This is a genomic window from Bradyrhizobium sp. AS23.2 (assembly GCF_001908185.1).
Lineage (GTDB): Bacteria > Pseudomonadota > Alphaproteobacteria > Rhizobiales > Xanthobacteraceae > Bradyrhizobium.
In genome coordinates this window covers 31,384-47,236 of record NZ_LGHM01000012.1, presented here as the reverse complement: position 1 = coordinate 47,236, position 15,853 = coordinate 31,384, and the positions used below count along the sequence as shown (strand labels likewise).

The 15,853-nt window shown below is 63.6% G+C and carries 16 protein-coding genes and 1 pseudogene; 3 read left to right on the top strand and 14 right to left on the bottom strand.

The genetic code is table 11. The annotated features are described in order from the left end of the window. Positions 1-784 precede the first annotated feature (784 nt). Both AC630_RS02445 and AC630_RS02440 read right to left on the bottom strand, forming a co-directional pair. Complete coding sequence (locus AC630_RS02445) at positions 785-3,106, bottom strand: molybdopterin guanine dinucleotide-containing S/N-oxide reductase (protein WP_074116891.1); 2,322 nt, start codon at positions 3,104-3,106, stop codon at positions 785-787. A gap of 400 nt (positions 3,107-3,506) precedes the next feature. Then, positions 3,507-4,133 (bottom strand): GntR family transcriptional regulator, encoded by a 627-nt coding sequence (locus AC630_RS02440; RefSeq protein ID WP_074116898.1) that lies wholly within the window; start codon positions 4,131-4,133, stop codon positions 3,507-3,509. 138 nt (positions 4,134-4,271) lie between these two features. On the opposite strand from AC630_RS02440, the gene bioB reads away from it, so the two are divergent. Both bioB and AC630_RS48185 read left to right on the top strand, forming a co-directional pair. Then, entirely contained in the window at positions 4,272-5,255 is a 984-nt protein-coding gene (gene bioB / locus AC630_RS02435) for a biotin synthase BioB (protein WP_074116890.1), read from the top strand. Next, positions 5,206-5,310 (top strand): annotated as a pseudogene (locus AC630_RS48185) (hypothetical protein); the annotation flags it as partial. The gene bioB and the pseudogene AC630_RS48185, both read left to right, overlap by 50 nt. A 144-nt stretch (positions 5,311-5,454) precedes the next feature. Here AC630_RS48185 and AC630_RS02425 read toward each other — a convergent pair. The 12 genes from AC630_RS02425 to AC630_RS02370 all read right to left on the bottom strand — a co-directional run bounded on the left by AC630_RS02425 (position 5,455) and on the right by AC630_RS02370 (position 15,019). Further along, complete coding sequence (locus AC630_RS02425; protein ID WP_074116889.1) at positions 5,455-6,537, bottom strand: YeeE/YedE family protein; 1,083 nt, start codon at positions 6,535-6,537, stop codon at positions 5,455-5,457. 106 nt (positions 6,538-6,643) lie between these two features. After that, on the bottom strand, positions 6,644-7,087 hold the full coding sequence (locus AC630_RS02420) for a DsrE family protein (RefSeq protein WP_074116888.1): 444 nt from the start codon (positions 7,085-7,087) through the stop codon (positions 6,644-6,646). 9 nt (positions 7,088-7,096) lie between these two features. Beyond that, positions 7,097-8,002: an alpha/beta hydrolase gene (locus AC630_RS02415; protein WP_074116887.1), complete on the bottom strand. Its 906-nt coding sequence runs from the start codon at positions 8,000-8,002 to the stop codon at positions 7,097-7,099. Between the two features lie 14 nt (positions 8,003-8,016). Continuing rightward, positions 8,017-8,451: a DsrE family protein gene (locus AC630_RS02410; RefSeq protein WP_074116897.1), complete on the bottom strand. Its 435-nt coding sequence runs from the start codon at positions 8,449-8,451 to the stop codon at positions 8,017-8,019. 26 nt (positions 8,452-8,477) lie between these two features. Beyond that, on the bottom strand, positions 8,478-9,170 hold the full coding sequence (locus AC630_RS02405) for a c-type cytochrome (RefSeq protein ID WP_074116886.1): 693 nt from the start codon (positions 9,168-9,170) through the stop codon (positions 8,478-8,480). Further along, positions 9,154-10,425, bottom strand: coding sequence for a sulfite dehydrogenase (gene soxC, locus AC630_RS02400; RefSeq protein ID WP_074116885.1), 1,272 nt, complete (start codon positions 10,423-10,425; stop codon positions 9,154-9,156). The genes AC630_RS02405 and soxC overlap by 17 nt, the downstream gene beginning before the upstream one ends. Before the next feature lie 6 nt (positions 10,426-10,431). Then, positions 10,432-12,123, bottom strand: coding sequence for a thiosulfohydrolase SoxB (gene soxB, locus AC630_RS02395; RefSeq protein ID WP_074116884.1), 1,692 nt, complete (start codon positions 12,121-12,123; stop codon positions 10,432-10,434). 27 nt (positions 12,124-12,150) lie between these two features. Beyond that, positions 12,151-12,972: a sulfur oxidation c-type cytochrome SoxA gene (gene soxA, locus AC630_RS02390; protein ID WP_074116883.1), complete on the bottom strand. Its 822-nt coding sequence runs from the start codon at positions 12,970-12,972 to the stop codon at positions 12,151-12,153. Positions 12,973-13,001: 29 nt separating this feature from the next. Continuing rightward, the gene (gene soxZ, locus AC630_RS02385) at positions 13,002-13,328 is read right to left on the bottom strand and encodes a thiosulfate oxidation carrier complex protein SoxZ (protein WP_074116882.1); all 327 of its coding nucleotides are present in this window, start codon (positions 13,326-13,328) and stop codon (positions 13,002-13,004) included. An 18-nt stretch (positions 13,329-13,346) separates the two neighbouring features. Continuing rightward, positions 13,347-13,799 (bottom strand): thiosulfate oxidation carrier protein SoxY, encoded by a 453-nt coding sequence (soxY, locus tag AC630_RS02380; protein ID WP_074116881.1) that lies wholly within the window; start codon positions 13,797-13,799, stop codon positions 13,347-13,349. A gap of 18 nt (positions 13,800-13,817) precedes the next feature. Beyond that, positions 13,818-14,273, bottom strand: a complete 456-nt coding sequence (gene soxX / locus AC630_RS02375; protein WP_074116880.1) for a sulfur oxidation c-type cytochrome SoxX — start codon at positions 14,271-14,273, stop codon at positions 13,818-13,820. Positions 14,274-14,401: 128 nt separating this feature from the next. Further along, entirely contained in the window at positions 14,402-15,019 is a 618-nt protein-coding gene (locus AC630_RS02370; protein ID WP_083636104.1) for a SoxW family protein, read from the bottom strand. Positions 15,020-15,060: 41 nt separating this feature from the next. On the opposite strand from AC630_RS02370, the gene AC630_RS02365 reads away from it, so the two are divergent. Further along, positions 15,061-15,783 (top strand): hypothetical protein, encoded by a 723-nt coding sequence (locus AC630_RS02365; protein WP_074116879.1) that lies wholly within the window; start codon positions 15,061-15,063, stop codon positions 15,781-15,783. Positions 15,784-15,853 lie beyond the last annotated feature (70 nt).

Here is a 15,853-nt window from a genome sequence, read left to right as displayed (position 1 = left end):
ACAACGTCTCGTTCTCGCGACTTGTTTCGCCCGAGCTTTGCTTCGTCGCTCCGCCCTCTCTTGAACCAAGAGGGCGCAGGGAAGGCCGGGTGCCGGCCGGCACCCATGAGTCCGCTGTGCGCATGTAGCGCAGGAAAAAATGCACAGCGGCAGACAGGTGAAGCCCAACACACGGCCTTCCCTGCGCAGTGGCTTTACGGCTTATGCCGCGCTCTCCCGGGAGCCGAATTCCTTTGGTCTCCCTCGCTCCACGAATTGACGGCGAAAGTCCGCCCGGTTGAGCCGGCTTTCACCTCCGCAAAAGCTTGACCGTAGCAACGACGGCCAGGACCACACGGTTTTGCCGTACGCACGGTTCGTTGGCGCCACAGGGTTCGACAGCGTTGTGCACGTTGCCATCGAAATACTGGCGAGACGAACCTGACAGCGCCGCTCATCTAGCACGAAGCCTCGGGCTCACGGAGAGCAATCCGCCCTGCCCGCACCTCTCGCGCCCGACGCTGCCGCGTCCACCGCAACCCGGCTCGCGAAACGTGACGACACATGATCGCCCCTCAAGGTAGAGCTGGGATGGGCGACACATACGACAAATCCGAATTTCGGTAAAGTGGAATGTTTTTGTGGACGCGGGTTGACGACCCACTAGGTGTTTTGCCCGATGGGCAACGCGAGGACTGGTCGGCTCGTAGCCCGGATGGAGCGCAGCGCAATCCGGGTGGCTGGTCACCAGGAACGCCCCCCCGGATTTCGCTGCGCTCCATCCGGGCTACGTCCTGAGGGCTCGCTACACCGGATCGAACGCCCGGATCGGCGGCAGGTTGCCCGTGAACTTCTCCACCTCCACCGTCGTAAGCTGCCCCGTGCAGCCTTGCGCGAAGGACGAAGTGCCGATGTCGCGGGTGAGCACGTTCGGATTGCCGTGAACGCAGAGCGGCGCCTCGTCCTCGGGATCCATCGGGTCGCACCAAGCGCCGGTCGGGAGCTGCACCACACCGGGCGCAATGCCGTCGGTGACATGCGCTGCCGCGAGGCAGGCGCCCCGCTCATTGAACAGGCGGATGATGTCGCCGTCCTTGATGCCGCGGGCGTCCGCGTCGCGCGGGTTCATGCGCGCGACCTCGCGGCCGCGATGTTTTGCGGCAAGCGAATGTCCGCCGAAGTCGAGCTGGCTGTGCAGGCGCGTCACCGGCTGGTTGGCGACGAGGAAGCATGGGGCGCCAGGCTTCGGCATGTCGGTCTTCTTCAGCCAGACCGGATGGCCCGGACAATCCGCATCGCCATGGCCCGCAATCTTCTCGGAGAAAATCTCGATGCGGCCGCTCGGCGTCGGCAAGGCATGATTGACCGGATCTTCGCGGAAGCGGCGCAGGCGGCCGCCGTCGTCGGGCTGCTGCGGCACGACCAGACTGCCGCGCTGCCAGAATTTCTCGAAACTCGGCGCCTCCAGTCCGCGCGCTTCGAGCGAGGCGCGGGTCGGCTCGTAGAGGTGCTCCAGCCACTGGCGTGACGTGCGTCCCTCGGTGAAGGGTTCGCGCGCGCCGAGACGCTCGGCGAGATCGGCGAAGATCTCGTAGTCGTCGCGCGCCAGGCCAAACGGCTCGGCGATCCGGTGCATGGCGACCATGAGGGGATCGTTGGTGGAATAGCCGATATCCTCGCGCTCGAGCGTCATCGTCGAGGGCAGCACGATGTCGGCGTGCCGCGCCGTCGCGGTCCAGGCGAGCTCGTGCACGACGAACGTATCGAGTTGCGCAAAGGCCTTGCGCAGACGGTTGATGTCCTGGTGGTGATGGAAGGGATTGCCACCGGCCCAGTAGACGAGCCGGATGTCCGGATAGGTGCGCGTCTCGCCATTGTAGCGATAGGTACTGCCAGGGTTGAGCAGCATGTCGGCGATGCGCGCCACAGGAATGAAATCCCTGACGCCATTGCGGCCCTGCCCCAGCGTCGGCCCCGGCACATCGTTGACGCGGCGACCGTAATAGCCGATCGCCCCGAGCGAATAGGCATAGCCGCCGCCGGGAAGGCCGATCTGGCCGAGCGCGGCCGCCAGCACCATGCCCATCCACACCGGCTGTTCGCCATGTTCGGCGCGCTGCAGCGAATGGGAGACGGTGATCAGCGCGCGCTTTCCGGCAAGGCGACGCGCGAGCTTGTGGATCGTGGCCGCATCGACGCCTGAGATCGCGGCGGCCCATTCGGCGTGCTTGGCTTGCCCATCGCTCTCGCCCGTGAGATAGCGCAGGAAGACCGGCCAGCCTTCGGTGTAGCGATCAAGGAAGGCCTGGTCGTGCAGGTTTTCCGCAACCAGCGTGTGGACGATGCCGAGCATCAGCGCGGTGTCGGTGCCCGGCACGCAGGTCATCCATTCGGCTCCGGCCTCGACAGGCAGATCGTCGCGCAGCGGACTGACCAGGATGAACTCGCAACCGCGCCGGCGCGCAGCTTCCATGGCGCTGCGCTCGACATGCTTGCTGATCGAGCCACCGGCCACCATGGAGTTCTTCAGCGCCATGCCGCCGAACGCCAGCACGATCTCGGTCTCGGCTGCGATCTGCTCCCAAGTGACGTTGCGCTTGGTGATGTCTTCATAGCCCGCCAGGATCTGCGGCAGCAGCACCGAGGACGCGCCCGAGGAATAGGTGTTCACCGAGCGCACATAGCCGCCCAAGGCGATGTTGAGGAAGCGATGCACCTGGCTCTGCGCGTGATGGAAGCGGCCCGCGCTGGACCAGCCATAGGACCCACCGAACACGGCGCCGGGACCGCGCGTGTCGCGGATGCGGCAGAGCTCGTCGCCTAAGAGATCAAGCGCCTTCTCCCAACTTACGGAAACGAATTCGTCGCGGCCGCGGCGATCATCGGGGCCGGGCCCGCGCTCAAGCCAACCGCGACGAATCGCCGGCTGCGCGATACGCGCCTGGTGGCGGAGCGCACCGGGGAAATTGTCGATGATGCCGTTCGGATCGGGATCGCCCGCATAGGCCCTGACCTCGAGCCCGGCTTCGCTTTGGCGCGCGGAAAACACGCCCCAGTGCGAGGTGTGCGGCTTGAAGCCGTCGGACAGGTCAAGGCCGGGGTCGGGGAAGCCAATCGTCTCATTCATCGCGCGTTCCCTTTCGCGAACCGTTGTTCGCATATCCGCTCCCGTCGCAATCATCGACACAATATAATAAGGCGCTCGCCTGAAGGGCAACGGATTACCATTGTCTGGAACCGGCAAGCATAGCGGCATCGCGCAGATCGCACAGGCCGGCAGCGCCATTCACTCTCGTGTCCCGGACGCGCTGCAGCGCGCAACCGTTGCGCAGAGCCGGGCCCCAGAAGACAACACGACACAGCGCAGCAACCTGGGCCCCGGCTCCGCAGCGCTGCATCGGGGGCACGAGAGCGTGATTCAACCTCGCGATTGCAATTCTCAACCCGCAGACACACCTTCGCATTCCCGCGCCTGATCTCGCCCGAGCTTTGCTTCGTCTCTCCACCTGCTGCGTGTTCCTACTCGATCAACCCGCCGTGTCTCCGGTGGTTCGCTCGAGATTCCGGATGTGCGCGCGAAGAAGCGACACGGCCCTCTCGAACTCCCGTTTCCTCAGTGCGTTTACAATCTGGCGATGCGCAAGACTTGAACCGGGTTTCCAGCCAGCGGAGCGCGTTGCGGAAAAGATGATCCGAGAGTTTGCCAGTTGAAGATCGTCGAGCATGGACAGCAGTCTGGGCATCTTGCAGGGTGACACGATCTCCCTGTGGAATGCGCGATTGGCTCGCTCCCAGTCGACTATCGATTGAGCTTGGTCGCCCGCAAGGAGCGCTCTTTCGACTCGATCGAAGCACGCGGCGTTCATTCTGGGAGCGGCCAAGGTGAGTGCTAGTGTCTCAAGAGCGGCACGGATTTCGACGACTTCCTGCACTGATGCAGGATCAAGCGGAGATACACGCACACCGCGGCGAGGCACGTTAACAACCAGCCCGCGGGATCGCAGCAGTTGGAACGCTTCACGCGCGGGCACATGGCTCGCGTCGAACTCCTCGGCCACATGGTCCTGCCGAAGAGGTGTTCCGGGAGCCAGCTCTCCGGAAACAATGCGTTCTCCGATCACGTTTGCAATCCGCTCAGCAACTGTTTCAGCCATCTGCATCTCATAGATAATCTATGTAATTCCAAATTGACCAGCTCCCCTTGTCGGGTCAAGTACAAAAGTACGGCGCAAATAAATAGATTATCTATGAAGTTTGCTCGTGATCAGCACGACGGGCAAGGAGAAGCGAGAATGCTGGACCCGGAAGACTATTCGCTAGCGGCGGAGAGCAGGAAGCTGCGGAGGTGGACACTTGAGGAGGCGCGCTCCTTGTATGAGCGTCCCTTCAACGATCATCTGTTCCATGCGCACACACTGCATCGGGCCAACTTCGATCCCAATCGGGTGCAGCTCAGCAAGCTGCTCAACATCAAGACCGGTGGCTGCCCGGAGGATTGCGGCTACTGCAGCCAGTCCATTCATCATCTCTCGGGGGTGAAGGCGTCGAAGCTGATGACCCCAGAGCAAGCCGTCGAAGAGGCGCGCAACGCGAAGGAAAGCGGCGCCACGCGATATTGCATGGGAGCCGCCTGGCGCAGTCCCAAGCCGCGCGACGAGGCGACAATTGTCGCAATGGTGAAGGGCGTGAAAGCCCTTGGCCTCGAAACCTGTATGACGCTCGGCATGTTGTCGCCCGAGCAGGCCCAGACTTTTGCCGACGCGGGCCTCGATTACTACAATCACAACATCGATACTTCCGAGCGATTCTACCCGGAGGTCGCGACGACCCGCACTTTCAAGGAACGACTGGAAACACTGGCCTATGTTCGCGAAGCGGGCATGAAGGTTTGCAGCGGGGGAATACTTGGGCTCGGCGAAAGCGAGGATGATCGCATAGACATGCTGATGACCTTGGCGAATCTGCCGACGCCTCCGGAAAGCGTCCCCATCAACATGCTCATCCCGATGAAAGGCTCCAAGCTCGCGGATGCCGCGCCGATCGATCCGATCGCGTTTGTTCGCATCGTGGCCCTCGCCCGCGTTCTTATGCCGCGATCGCATGTTCGCCTGACCGCTGGGCGCAGCTCCATGTCGGACGAAATGCAGGCGCTTTGTTTTTACGCAGGCGCGAACTCGATCTTCATCGGCGACACGTTGCTGACGGCAGCCAATCCTGGCGATGATCGTGACTCAAGTCTTCTGCACAGACTTGGCCTCACGGCAGAGACAGCGTGACGGCGCCTATGCCTGGGACGTCTTCGAGGATGCAGCCGAGAGCGGACGCTTCCTGGAAACGTTCATGGTCGCGTCCTGGCTCGAGCATCTCCGACAGCATCAGAGCGTGACCAGGCGCTTCTCTACTTCGAGATCGTCTCGACCCTGGCGCTGCTCATCGGGTTCGCCGCCGCCCATGTGGCGATCCCTGGCGCCGGCTTCAACGTCGACCCGGCGACACCTGCTGCGGTCGCGGCATGCCGGCGCGGTCGACGAGCAAATCCGTCAGCCCTGCGCCCAGCCACATGCCGGCGAGAACGAGCCAGGCTGTGAGCGCGAACACCGAGGCGCCGGTCACTCCGGCGCCGACCGCGCAGCCGCCGGCGAGCATCGCGCCGAACCCCATCAGCACCGCGCCGAGCAAATAGCGCCGCATGCCGAGCCCGTCCGAGAACCCCTCGAGCTTCAGTTCATCCGCGCTCGTTCCGGCGACGAACGAGCCGAGGAACACACCGGGAATGATGCCGAGATCGAAACCGAGCCGGAGCTGCGCGCTGTTCAGCACCAGCATCAACAATTCGGCCGATGGTCCGCTGAAGGTGAGACTCTTCAACGTCACCGGCGCGAAGGACGCCTGCGAGAGCTGGTAGGTGAAGAGCCAGCCGGCAACCACTGCCGCGCCGGTTGCGAGCGCGGACAGGATCAGGCGGCGCGGCAGCTGGCTGCGAAAGGCGAAGGCGAGCCCCGCAATCAACCACAATCCGCCGAATGCGAGCTTCTCGGGCGTGCCGGCGCCGAAAACGGCCACGATGTCGCGCGAGGGGCCGCCGTCGACCAGCCACAGATTAGTCACCCATTCGCGCGCGGGCGATAGCAAGCCGCGATAGGAAGCCTGCGCGGTGACCGCAAACACCAGGCCCGACAGCAGCGCTCGGAGATTGCCGTTGGCCGAGAGCACGAGCAGCCGGCTGGCGCAGCCCCGCGCGAGGATCATGCCGCAGCCGAACATCGCGCCACCCACAAGCGCGCCGGAGATGCTGCCCTGCTGCGCGAGCTGGCGCGCCTCGGACACGTCGAGCCACTGAAGCGCGACCAGCGCTTGCGTGCCCACCAGCGCCGCCGCGAAGGTCAGGAGCCAGACCGCCAGGCGCGGCCCGCCCTCACCGCGGGAGAATTCGACGGCCGCGGCGCGCAGGCAGAAGCGGCTGCGCTGGGCGAAGAACCCGAAGACGCCGCCAACCAGGAGAGCGCCGAGCCATGACAGCCGGTCTTCCCCCAGGAAATCGATGACGGTGGTCAGCACGGCCGCCTCAGTGTTGCATTGAGGTCTGGCAATCTACTGCGCGGCACGGCCTCGCTGTATGAGCCAAATCAAGGCCGGCCAATCTGTAGGAGATCGCCGCGCCCGGTCAGGGACGCAGATAGGCATATCCCTGCTGCTGCAGCTCGGCGAGCCGCACCACTCCGCCCTTCTCGGCAACGACAAAGCCGGGGATGAGATCGTCAAGCTTCACGCCTTGCGCCTTCATCGTGTTGGCGCAGGCGTCAAATCCGACGCCGGCATCGGCGAGCTTCTTCATCATCGCAATGGTGTGGTCTTCGGCGGCGAGCGCGTGGAAAGCGCGCAGCGCCGGCCCATGCACGACCAGCCTGATGTCGGCCTTGCCGGGCCCGCCGACGCCGTCGACGTGGTTCTGGAGATTGCCGAGAACGAAGATGACGCGATCGGCATCGGCGAGGTGATAAACGACGCGCTGCCGCGCCGGCGTTTCCGCCGCCGCGGCCGCTTCGCGCACCGCGAAGGCGCCAAATAGCCCGGCAAGGCTCGCGCGAAGCATGGATCGACGCTGCATGGTCCCTCCCTATCTTGTCTGCTTGATGAACTCGGCGATCCGATCGGCCACATCTTCCGCGAACAGGTCGCGGAAGAAATGATCAGCATCCTCGATTTTCTCGAGCTTTATCCTGCCGCCGCTCGAATCGGCTGACGGCGCGAAGGACGCTATCACATCAGGCACGACCGTATCCTTGGTTGCGGCGAGCACCAGCACAGGCAGCTTGAGCCGCGCCACCAGCGCCGCAGTGTCCTGGCCGGCATCGGCCGCATAGAAGGACGCAAAGGCGCGCGCAGTCACCACGGCGTTGCGGCAATAGATGAAGCCCGGCACGTCCATCCACTCTCCGCCGCGCCCCGCCGCGACTTCCTTCGTCGCCTGCTCCAGGAACGGTTCGAGGAGCTTGCCATAGGTCTGGGCATATGAGGCGCGCAAATCGGCCTCAGCTTTCGCCGTCACCGGCGCCAGCAGGACCGCACCCGCCACCGGCGGAGCTTGGCTCGCCGCCAGATAGCGCGCGACCTGATTGCCGCCGCGCGAATGACCGAACACGTAGACCTGGCTCGACAGGCCCCTCACGCGGTTCACCCAAGCGCCGATCTCCGCAACCGCATCGTCGACCAAATAGTCATGCCGTACGGCGCAGTCATACATGCCCTTGCGGCGATCCAGCCCCAGCGACAGCGTGTGGGCGAGCGAGGCGATGCCGCGCTGCTCGAGCGCCTTCGCGACGCCTTGAATGACCTCCATGTCCTTGTGGGCGAGCGTGCCATGAGTCATCACGACGAGTGGCGTATCGGGCCCCATGGAGGCCGGCGCACGCAGGGTCGCCAGGGTCGTGCGGCCGTCGATCGACAGCTCGAGCTCCTGCTCGGCCGCGCCCGCAGGCCGCGCGAGCGTGAGCAAGACAACCAGTCCCATCAACCATCGCATCGGTGACCGTCTCCTCACGGCCGGACGATTGTCCAGCTCTTTTCTGCAAGTTCCATCAGGGCGGCAACACCGACCTGGGTGACGCTGACGCCCTCGATCAGCGGAGGTCGCCTGCCCTCCTTCACCGCAAGCGTCTCCAGCGTATTGCCGCAGCCGATGAAGCTTACATTGGGCATCGATTTCAGGAAATTTGCCAGGCGCTCCTTCACCGGCGAGCGGTCTTCGAGCAGCATGTCGAGGCCGCCGTTGAAGGCGACCATCACGATCTCGACATCCTCGCCCTGCCCCGAATAATGCCGCGAGACATTGGCTGCAACATCGAGAACGGCGCGCATCTTGGCCGGATCGTCGTCGCTGATCTGAAGCGCAAGCTTGTGCGGCGCGGCCGCTCGGGACGGGACGGCCGGAGTTGTCGCAATGAAGGCGGCCGCGACGAGACCGCGAAGCAATCCGCGGCGACTGGCCCGGCCGCGGCTCACTCCACGCCCCGCGGCTTTCCGTTCTTGGTATCCTCAGGAGTCACGTCGATGACGGCGGCGCGCGCGGTGATCTTCACCGGCGCGATGCAATCCTTCATGCAGGGGTCCTTCTGCCAGAAGGATTTCTCGCTGGTGGCGCGATCGTCCATCACAAAACCCTGCTCGTTCGGCATCTTGATCGTGGCAAGGTTCTTGTTGTTCAGCTCGAAGTTCTGGTCGGTGACGACGTCGTTCAGGTACAGGACGTAGGCGACCAGCGCATAATATTCATCGACGGAGAACGACTCCGCATTGCCGTAAGGCATGGCGTGACGGACATAGTCGAATACGGTCGAAGCGTAGGGCCAGTAGGAGCCCACCGTCTTGACCGGGTTGTCAGAGGTCAGCGAGCCCTTGCCGCCGGCCAGCACCGGCCAGCGGCCGTTGCCCTCGCCGAACTCGCCGTGGCAGGTCGAGCAATTGTCCATGAAGAGCTTCTCGCCCTGGGCGACCGTACCCTTGCCTTCCGGCAGGCCCTGGCCGTCAGGCCGGACGTCGATATCCCAGCCGCGGATCTCGTCGGGGGTCGGTGCGCGGCCGATGTGATAGCGCGGGCCGCCCTTGGCGTCCGTTTTCTGTTGCGCGAGTGCCGGTGCGCTCACCGCGCAAAGGAGCACCGCCGCTGCAATGACCTTAAGCGACTTCGACATTCTCGACCTCACCATTGGCCTGTACATGCCAGGTCTGGATGCCATTGTTGTGATAGATGGAGTTGACGCTGCGGATCTTGCGCAGCTCGGCCTTGCTCGGCTGCACATAGCCGGTCTCGTCCTGCACGCGCGACTGCAAGAGCAGCGGCTCGCCATTCCAGTCGAACTCGTAGTAGAAGCGCGTCAGCGCCTTGTCGAGAACGGGCCCGTCGAGCCGCGCCGGCCACCAGTTGCGGCCGCCGTCGAGCGAGACGTCCACGCGCTTGACCTTGCCGTTGCCGCTCCAGGCAAGCCCTGAGACGACGGTGAAACCCTTGCCGTGCTTGATCGGCGCCTGCGGGCTCGGGCTCGTGATCACCGACTTGGCGTCCATCGCCCAGGTGAAGCGACGCGCCTTGCCGTTCGGCATGAGGTCCGTGTATTTCGAGGTCTCCTCGCGGGTGTGCCAGGGCTGATCACCCACCTTGATGCGACGCAGCCACTTGATCCAGAGATTGCCCTGCCAACCGGGCACCACGAGCCGCATCGGATAGCCCTGTTCGGGGTAGAGCGCCTCGCCGTTCATCTTGTAGGCGATGATGCAATCGTCCAGCGCCTTCTCGATCGGCAGGCTACGATCCATTGCTGCGGCATCGGCACCTTCGACCAGCAGCCACTTGCCGTTGCTCTTGACGCCGGCTTCCTCCAGCAGCGCGCGCAGCGAGACGCCCGTATACTGCACGCAATGGATCATGCCATGAGTGAACTGGCAGCCATTGAGTTGGGCGCCGCGCCACTCCATGCCTGAATTCGCAGCGCACTCCATGAAGTGAATGCGATTGACACGCGGATAACGCTTCAGCTCGTCCAGCGTGAGGATCAGTGGCCGCTCCACCAGCCCATGGATCATCAGGCGATGATCGGCCGGATCAATCTCCGCAATCCCGCCGTGGTGGCGCTCGAAACAAAGGCCGTTCGGCGTGATGATGCCTTCGAGCTCGTGCAGCGGGGTGAAGCTCACCGAGGACTCGCGCGAGGCGGTCAGCCATTCGACGTCGCGCCGGATGACCTCCTTCTCGAATTTCGACGGTTTGCCATAGGGGCGCACAGCGACGCCCTCACCAAGCGACTTCGTCCATTCCGGTACGTTGGGCGGCTGGTTCGCCGGATTACCGCCGCCGGCAAAGGCGGGCTTCGCGAGCACCGATGCTGCAACGCCGGCGCCAGCGGCCAGGAAATTGCGTCGGGACTGCCGGGGACTATCCATCTGCGACATCGCTTCTCACGCTCCGGTCACTTTGACAGCTCTGTTGGGTTCGAGGCGAACCGTCTTCTGTCGGGTCAGATAATTCGCGATGACCTCCCAGATCGGCGGTCCTTCAGTGCCTTCGTTGACACTGGCCCAGCCGGCGACCTGATATTCCCTGTTGGGATCGATCGGCGTATCGGTCTTGAGCACCCGCATATCCGAGATGCGGCTGCCTTGCGGCTTTGCGACATCGATCGCGTAGGAAAGTCCGCCGATGCGAACCATGTCGCCACCCTGCTGATAGTAGGGGTCGACGTTGAAGAGATTGTCGGCGACGTCCTCGATGATCTCCTTCAGACGCGCGCCCGTCATGCCCATGCGATAGACAGCCGGATAGGTGATCGCGGTCGCATTGGTGACGTCCTCGAAGGTGATGTCCTGTCCGGGCAACACGCTGGTGCCCCAGCGGAAGCCCGGGGAGAGCGCGATCTCGGCGTCGCGCTCCTGCAGTAACGCCTGGCAGATCAGGTCGTCGAACGTGCCGTTGAAATTGCCGCGCCGGTAGAGCAGCGAGTCAGTCCTGCCCAGCACCTTGGCGAGTTCGGACGCGAAGGGCTTGCGCACTTCGGCAATCTTCGCAGCCATCTCCGCATCGGCCGAGATGACGTCCGAAAACAGCGGAATGAGCTTGTACCTGTAGGCCTTGACCTCAGCATCGCGGACGTCCAGATCGAGCCGCGAGACGAACTTGCCGGACGAGCCCGATGCGATCAGCAGAGTCTTTCCGACCTTCACGGCCTCGGGCAGCGCGTCATGGGTGTGTCCGGTCAGGATGACGTCGATGCCCTTGACGCGGCTCGCAAGCTTGCGGTCGACGTCAAAGCCATTGTGCGAGAGCAGCACGACGAGCTGTGCGCCGTCCTTGCGCGCCTTGTCGACCTGCGCCTGGACATCCTCCTCGCGTACGCCGAAGGACCAGTTCGGAATCATCCAGCGCGGATTGGCCACCGGCGTGTAGGGAAACGCCTGGCCCAGCACCGCAATCTTGACGCCGCCGCGCTCGATCATGGTCGAAGCGTCAAACGCGGCCTCGTTCCATTCGGTGTCACGGATGTTGAGACCGAGGAACGGGAAGCCGAGCCCCTCGATCGCCTGCTTGACCCGTTCGGTCCCGTAGGTGAACTCCCAATGCCCGGTCATGGCGTCGGGCTTGAGCAGCTTCATGCAGTCGATCATGTCCTGGCCGCGCGTCTTCAGCGACGACCACGACCCCTGCCAGGTGTCGCCACCGTCGAGCAGCGCGACCTTGTCGCCGCGCTCTGCGCGGATCGCCTTGATCACGGTCGCGGCGCGATCGAGACCGCCGATCCGGCCATAGGTCTTGGCCAGCGCCTCGAAATCCTCCGACGTCAGTGCGTAGGCCGCCGACGAGCCGGGCGCGATCCCGAAGCGGGTAAGGAACTCCTTGCCGGTGACGTGCGGCGGAAGCCCCTTCGCCTCGCCCACGCCGAGATTGGTCGAGGGCTCGCGGAAATAGAGCGGCATGAGCTGGCCGTGAATGTCGGTCACATGCACCAGCGTGACGTTGCCGAGCGGCTCGAACGCCAGCAGCTCCTTCTCGGTCAGGCGCTGCTGGGCCACCGCCCGCGTCAGACCGGAAGTGACGCCGGTCGAAAGTGCCGCGGTTGCCGCAGCAACCTGAATGAACTCGCGGCGAGAGATCATGCGCAACGCTCCTGCATGCTCATCGTTTCAATTGCGCACCGAGGGCGTCTCGACCGGCAGGCCGATGCCGCGCCAGGCGACATAGAGCTCGAGCGCGACGAACTCGTCCGACAAGGGCTTGAACGGCTCGGCGCGCACGTCGAACATGCAGCCTTCGAAACGCTCATGCAGCGGCACCAGACGCTGGTCGCGCAGCCGATAGGTCGGAAAGCCGTTGGTCTGGCCCTGGCTCAGGAAATCGGCCCGCATGAACTTGCCGTTGTTGCGCTCGTGACAGGATTCGCAGGCGAGATCGAGCTGGCCGTAGCGCGTGTAATAGATCTGCTTGCCGCGGTCGAACCAGGGCGATATCGGACCGTCGGTCTTCACCGCCACCGGCATGCCGTGCGACTGGTATCGCACGAACGTCGTCATGTCGGTCAGCTCCTGGGATTTGAATTTCCAGGGCTCGGCCTTCATGTGCTCCGTGCGGCAGATGTTGATGCGCTGCTCGAGATTGACCGGCTTCTTCAGCTTGTCGTCCCATTTCGGCATGGCGGCGCCGACACCCTTCATGCTGGTCTCGGCCTCGCCGTGGCAGCTCATGCAGGACTTGCCCTCGGAACCCTCGACCTTCTTCCAGACGTCCGCAGCACGCTCCACGGCGAGAAAGCCCGGATTCTCGAGATCGTCGTCCTGCAGCGCACGGGTCTCCTTGCTGCGAAACTCGTAGCCGGAGATGATGGTCTTGAAGACGTGGCCGGGTGGCGCGGGGACGCCCTTGCGCTCGGCGTCCTGCGCGAACGCGCTGGTCGCAACCGATACGCCGGCGGCGACCACAGCCGCGAGACCGAGATATCGCACTGGCATCCGTGCCCTCCCTTGAAGCTTCAGGCGCCTTACGCCTTCAGCGCGACCTTCTCTTCAGCCGTGATCACCGTGCCGTCGTCGTCCGTCCAGGAGAACTTGAACGTTCCGGCCTCGTCCACCTTCGCATCGAACTGGATGTAGGGATTGGCCGAGATCGCCGGCTCCAGCGCGCAGGAGAACACCGGCTTGCCATTGAACTCGCAGGCGAACTTGTTGATGATCTTGCGCGGCACGGTCTTACCCTGCGCGTCCTTGCGCTGGCCCGATTCCATGACGTGCGAGACCAGGGTCTTGATCTGGATGACCTCGCCCTTGGCCGCTTCCTTCGGAAGCTTGATGCGCGGTTTGTCTGCCATCTTCCTTCTCCTAAGCCTTTAGCCGCCGCAGCCGCCGATCGTGACCTTCACGGTCTTCTGCTCCGTGAACAGCGAACCGTCGCTCATCTTCGCGATCGCAACCACGTTCTGCGTGGTCGCGAGCCGGATCCGGATCGAGGCTTCCGCCTTGCCCGACAACGGCGTGAAGGACAGCGTTGCAACGCCCGCATTGGGGTTGCCATCCGCGAGGATCATGACGTCCTTGACGTAGGAGTCCGCGGTCATCGGGCTCTCGATGTTGATCGAGAGCGGCACCGTGTTGCCGTTCTCCGCGATCTCCGGCAGGTCGAGTGAAATCTTGCCCTTGGCGGGCGTCTTGCCGCCGGTGAACTTCTCGATCCACTTTGCCGCGTCGTTCGTCACTTCGGCATCGGCCGCCATGGGCATCAGGGTCAGCATGACGAAGCCGCCCCCGAGCGCAAATGCCTGCCGTCGATTGATGGCTTTCATTCCTGATCCTCCTCGCCGTCAGTTCAGCGTCTTGAGAAATGCGATGACGTCCTCGACCTGCGCGGCCGTCAGAATCGACTTGCCGACGAATTCCGGGCGCACGCGGCTCAAGCCGTCGTTCTTGAAGAACGCCGGCATGACCGTGTCGGTGAAGATGCGCTTGGGGTCGGCGACGATGAGGCGCAATTGCGCCTCGGTGTAGCGGCCGGCCACGCCGTCGAGCGATGGACCGAACTCGCCGTGGAATTCCTCGGATTTCAGGCTGGTGACCTGATGGCAGGCCAGGCAGTTGCCGAGCGTCCGCGTCAAAAACACCTTCTTGCCGGCCTCGGCATTGCCGGGCGTGCCGGTCAGGGATTTCGGCAGGGAGTCGTTGACGATGTCGAGCTTGATCGGCTCCTTGATCGGCTCCTGGGCGCAGGCGCCCCCAACCGACAGACACAGTGCAAACGCAGCCGCAAGCGAGCGCCGCATGTTTCCTACCCTTATGGCGAGGTGACGCCCGCCTTTGACGACGATGGACTGACAGTCCATCAAATTCAATTATTACGATATGTTGATATGAACGACGACGTCAAGCGAAATTCGCGAAGCGCTCTCAGCTAGCCGTTGGTAGCGAGAAAATCCCGGAACGAACCGCGCTCATAGGCCCGCTCCCGTACGAAGCGAAACATCGCCAGGAAATGCTGCGGCTTGAGATAACCCGGCGCCCGCGCGACCTCGCGGGCCATCGGCTCCTTTACTTCGATGCCGCCGGACGATGGCGGAAAGAACTGGAACGTCGGAGTAAACCTGATCCCGTATTTCTGGGCGAGATCCTTCTCGGACAATTCCTGGCGGTCAAAATCCGTAACCTTGCGAGAGCCGATCAGATTGAGCTGCAACACCTCGAAATTGTCGCGGATGTATTTCGTGATGTCGGCGTCGGCGAAGTTCACCAGATGCGTCTCGCGGCAATAGGGACAACCACGCAACTCCCACATGATGGCGAGGCGTTTGCCGCCGGCGACCGCGCTGTCGAGGTCGTCACGCAGGTCAAGGAAGCTCTGCAGAAACCACGGCTCGTGATAGAGCCCGTCATCTCCGGGCGACGGCTCGGCACGCGCCGCGCTCAAGCCCGCAACAAGGGCGGCACAGGGCGCCCATGCGAGAACGTTGCGCCGCGTCGGCCTGCTGGGCGACATCTGGAATTTGTCCTCTTGCACATCGATCATTTCCATTATGATATTCAAATACTCGAATGTAACAAGGATTTACTGTCTTGCGCTGCACCATCATCCTGCTGGCATGGCTGGTCTCGTGCGGGCTTGTTCTCGGTGCCGACGTCGGCAAGCCCAGAGATTTCGCATCGGCGATCGAGCCGATCATGGCCAATCTGCGCACGGCCGCGAGCTATGCCCGCACCGGCAACACCGCGCTGGCGCAAATGGAGTCCGATGAAGCCATGGCGGCGTGGAAGCGGCTTCAGGAGACCACGGCGGCCGGTCCCCTGCCCCCTTACGTGCCGGCCGCGCTGGCCGAATTTCTCACCAAAGGCAGCGAACAGCTCACGGCGGCGACGCGCGCGCTAGACAGCGGGGACAATGGCGGCGCCGGCCGCGAGCTGCTTTCGCTTCGCCAATCCTTTCACGAACTCAGGCGAAGTTCGGGCCTTTACGATCTCGGCGACTGCGTCTTCGAGATCGCGCCGGCCATGGAGAAGCTGCGCGTTGCGGCCACGCGGTTCGGCGAGCAGCCCGCACCTGCGCGTGCCGAGGATACGGTCGCCACCGCGAGCGCGTTGCGCGATCGCCTACAGCGCTGCAACGATTGGGCGAGCGCGGACGTCGCGGAAAAGAGTGAATTCCGCCGTTTGATCGATGGCGCGGTCGCAAGCAGCGGCGAGATCGCCCATGCGGCAATGGCGGGCGACGGACCGCTCGTGCATCGCTATCTGATAGAGCTGCAATCCTATGCGCAGCTCCTCGATTTCCGCTACGGCTAGAGCCATTTCCGTTCCGATGGAATCGGAACGGAGCTCTAGACTCTTATTCTGACGCGTTTTCTTGACGCGA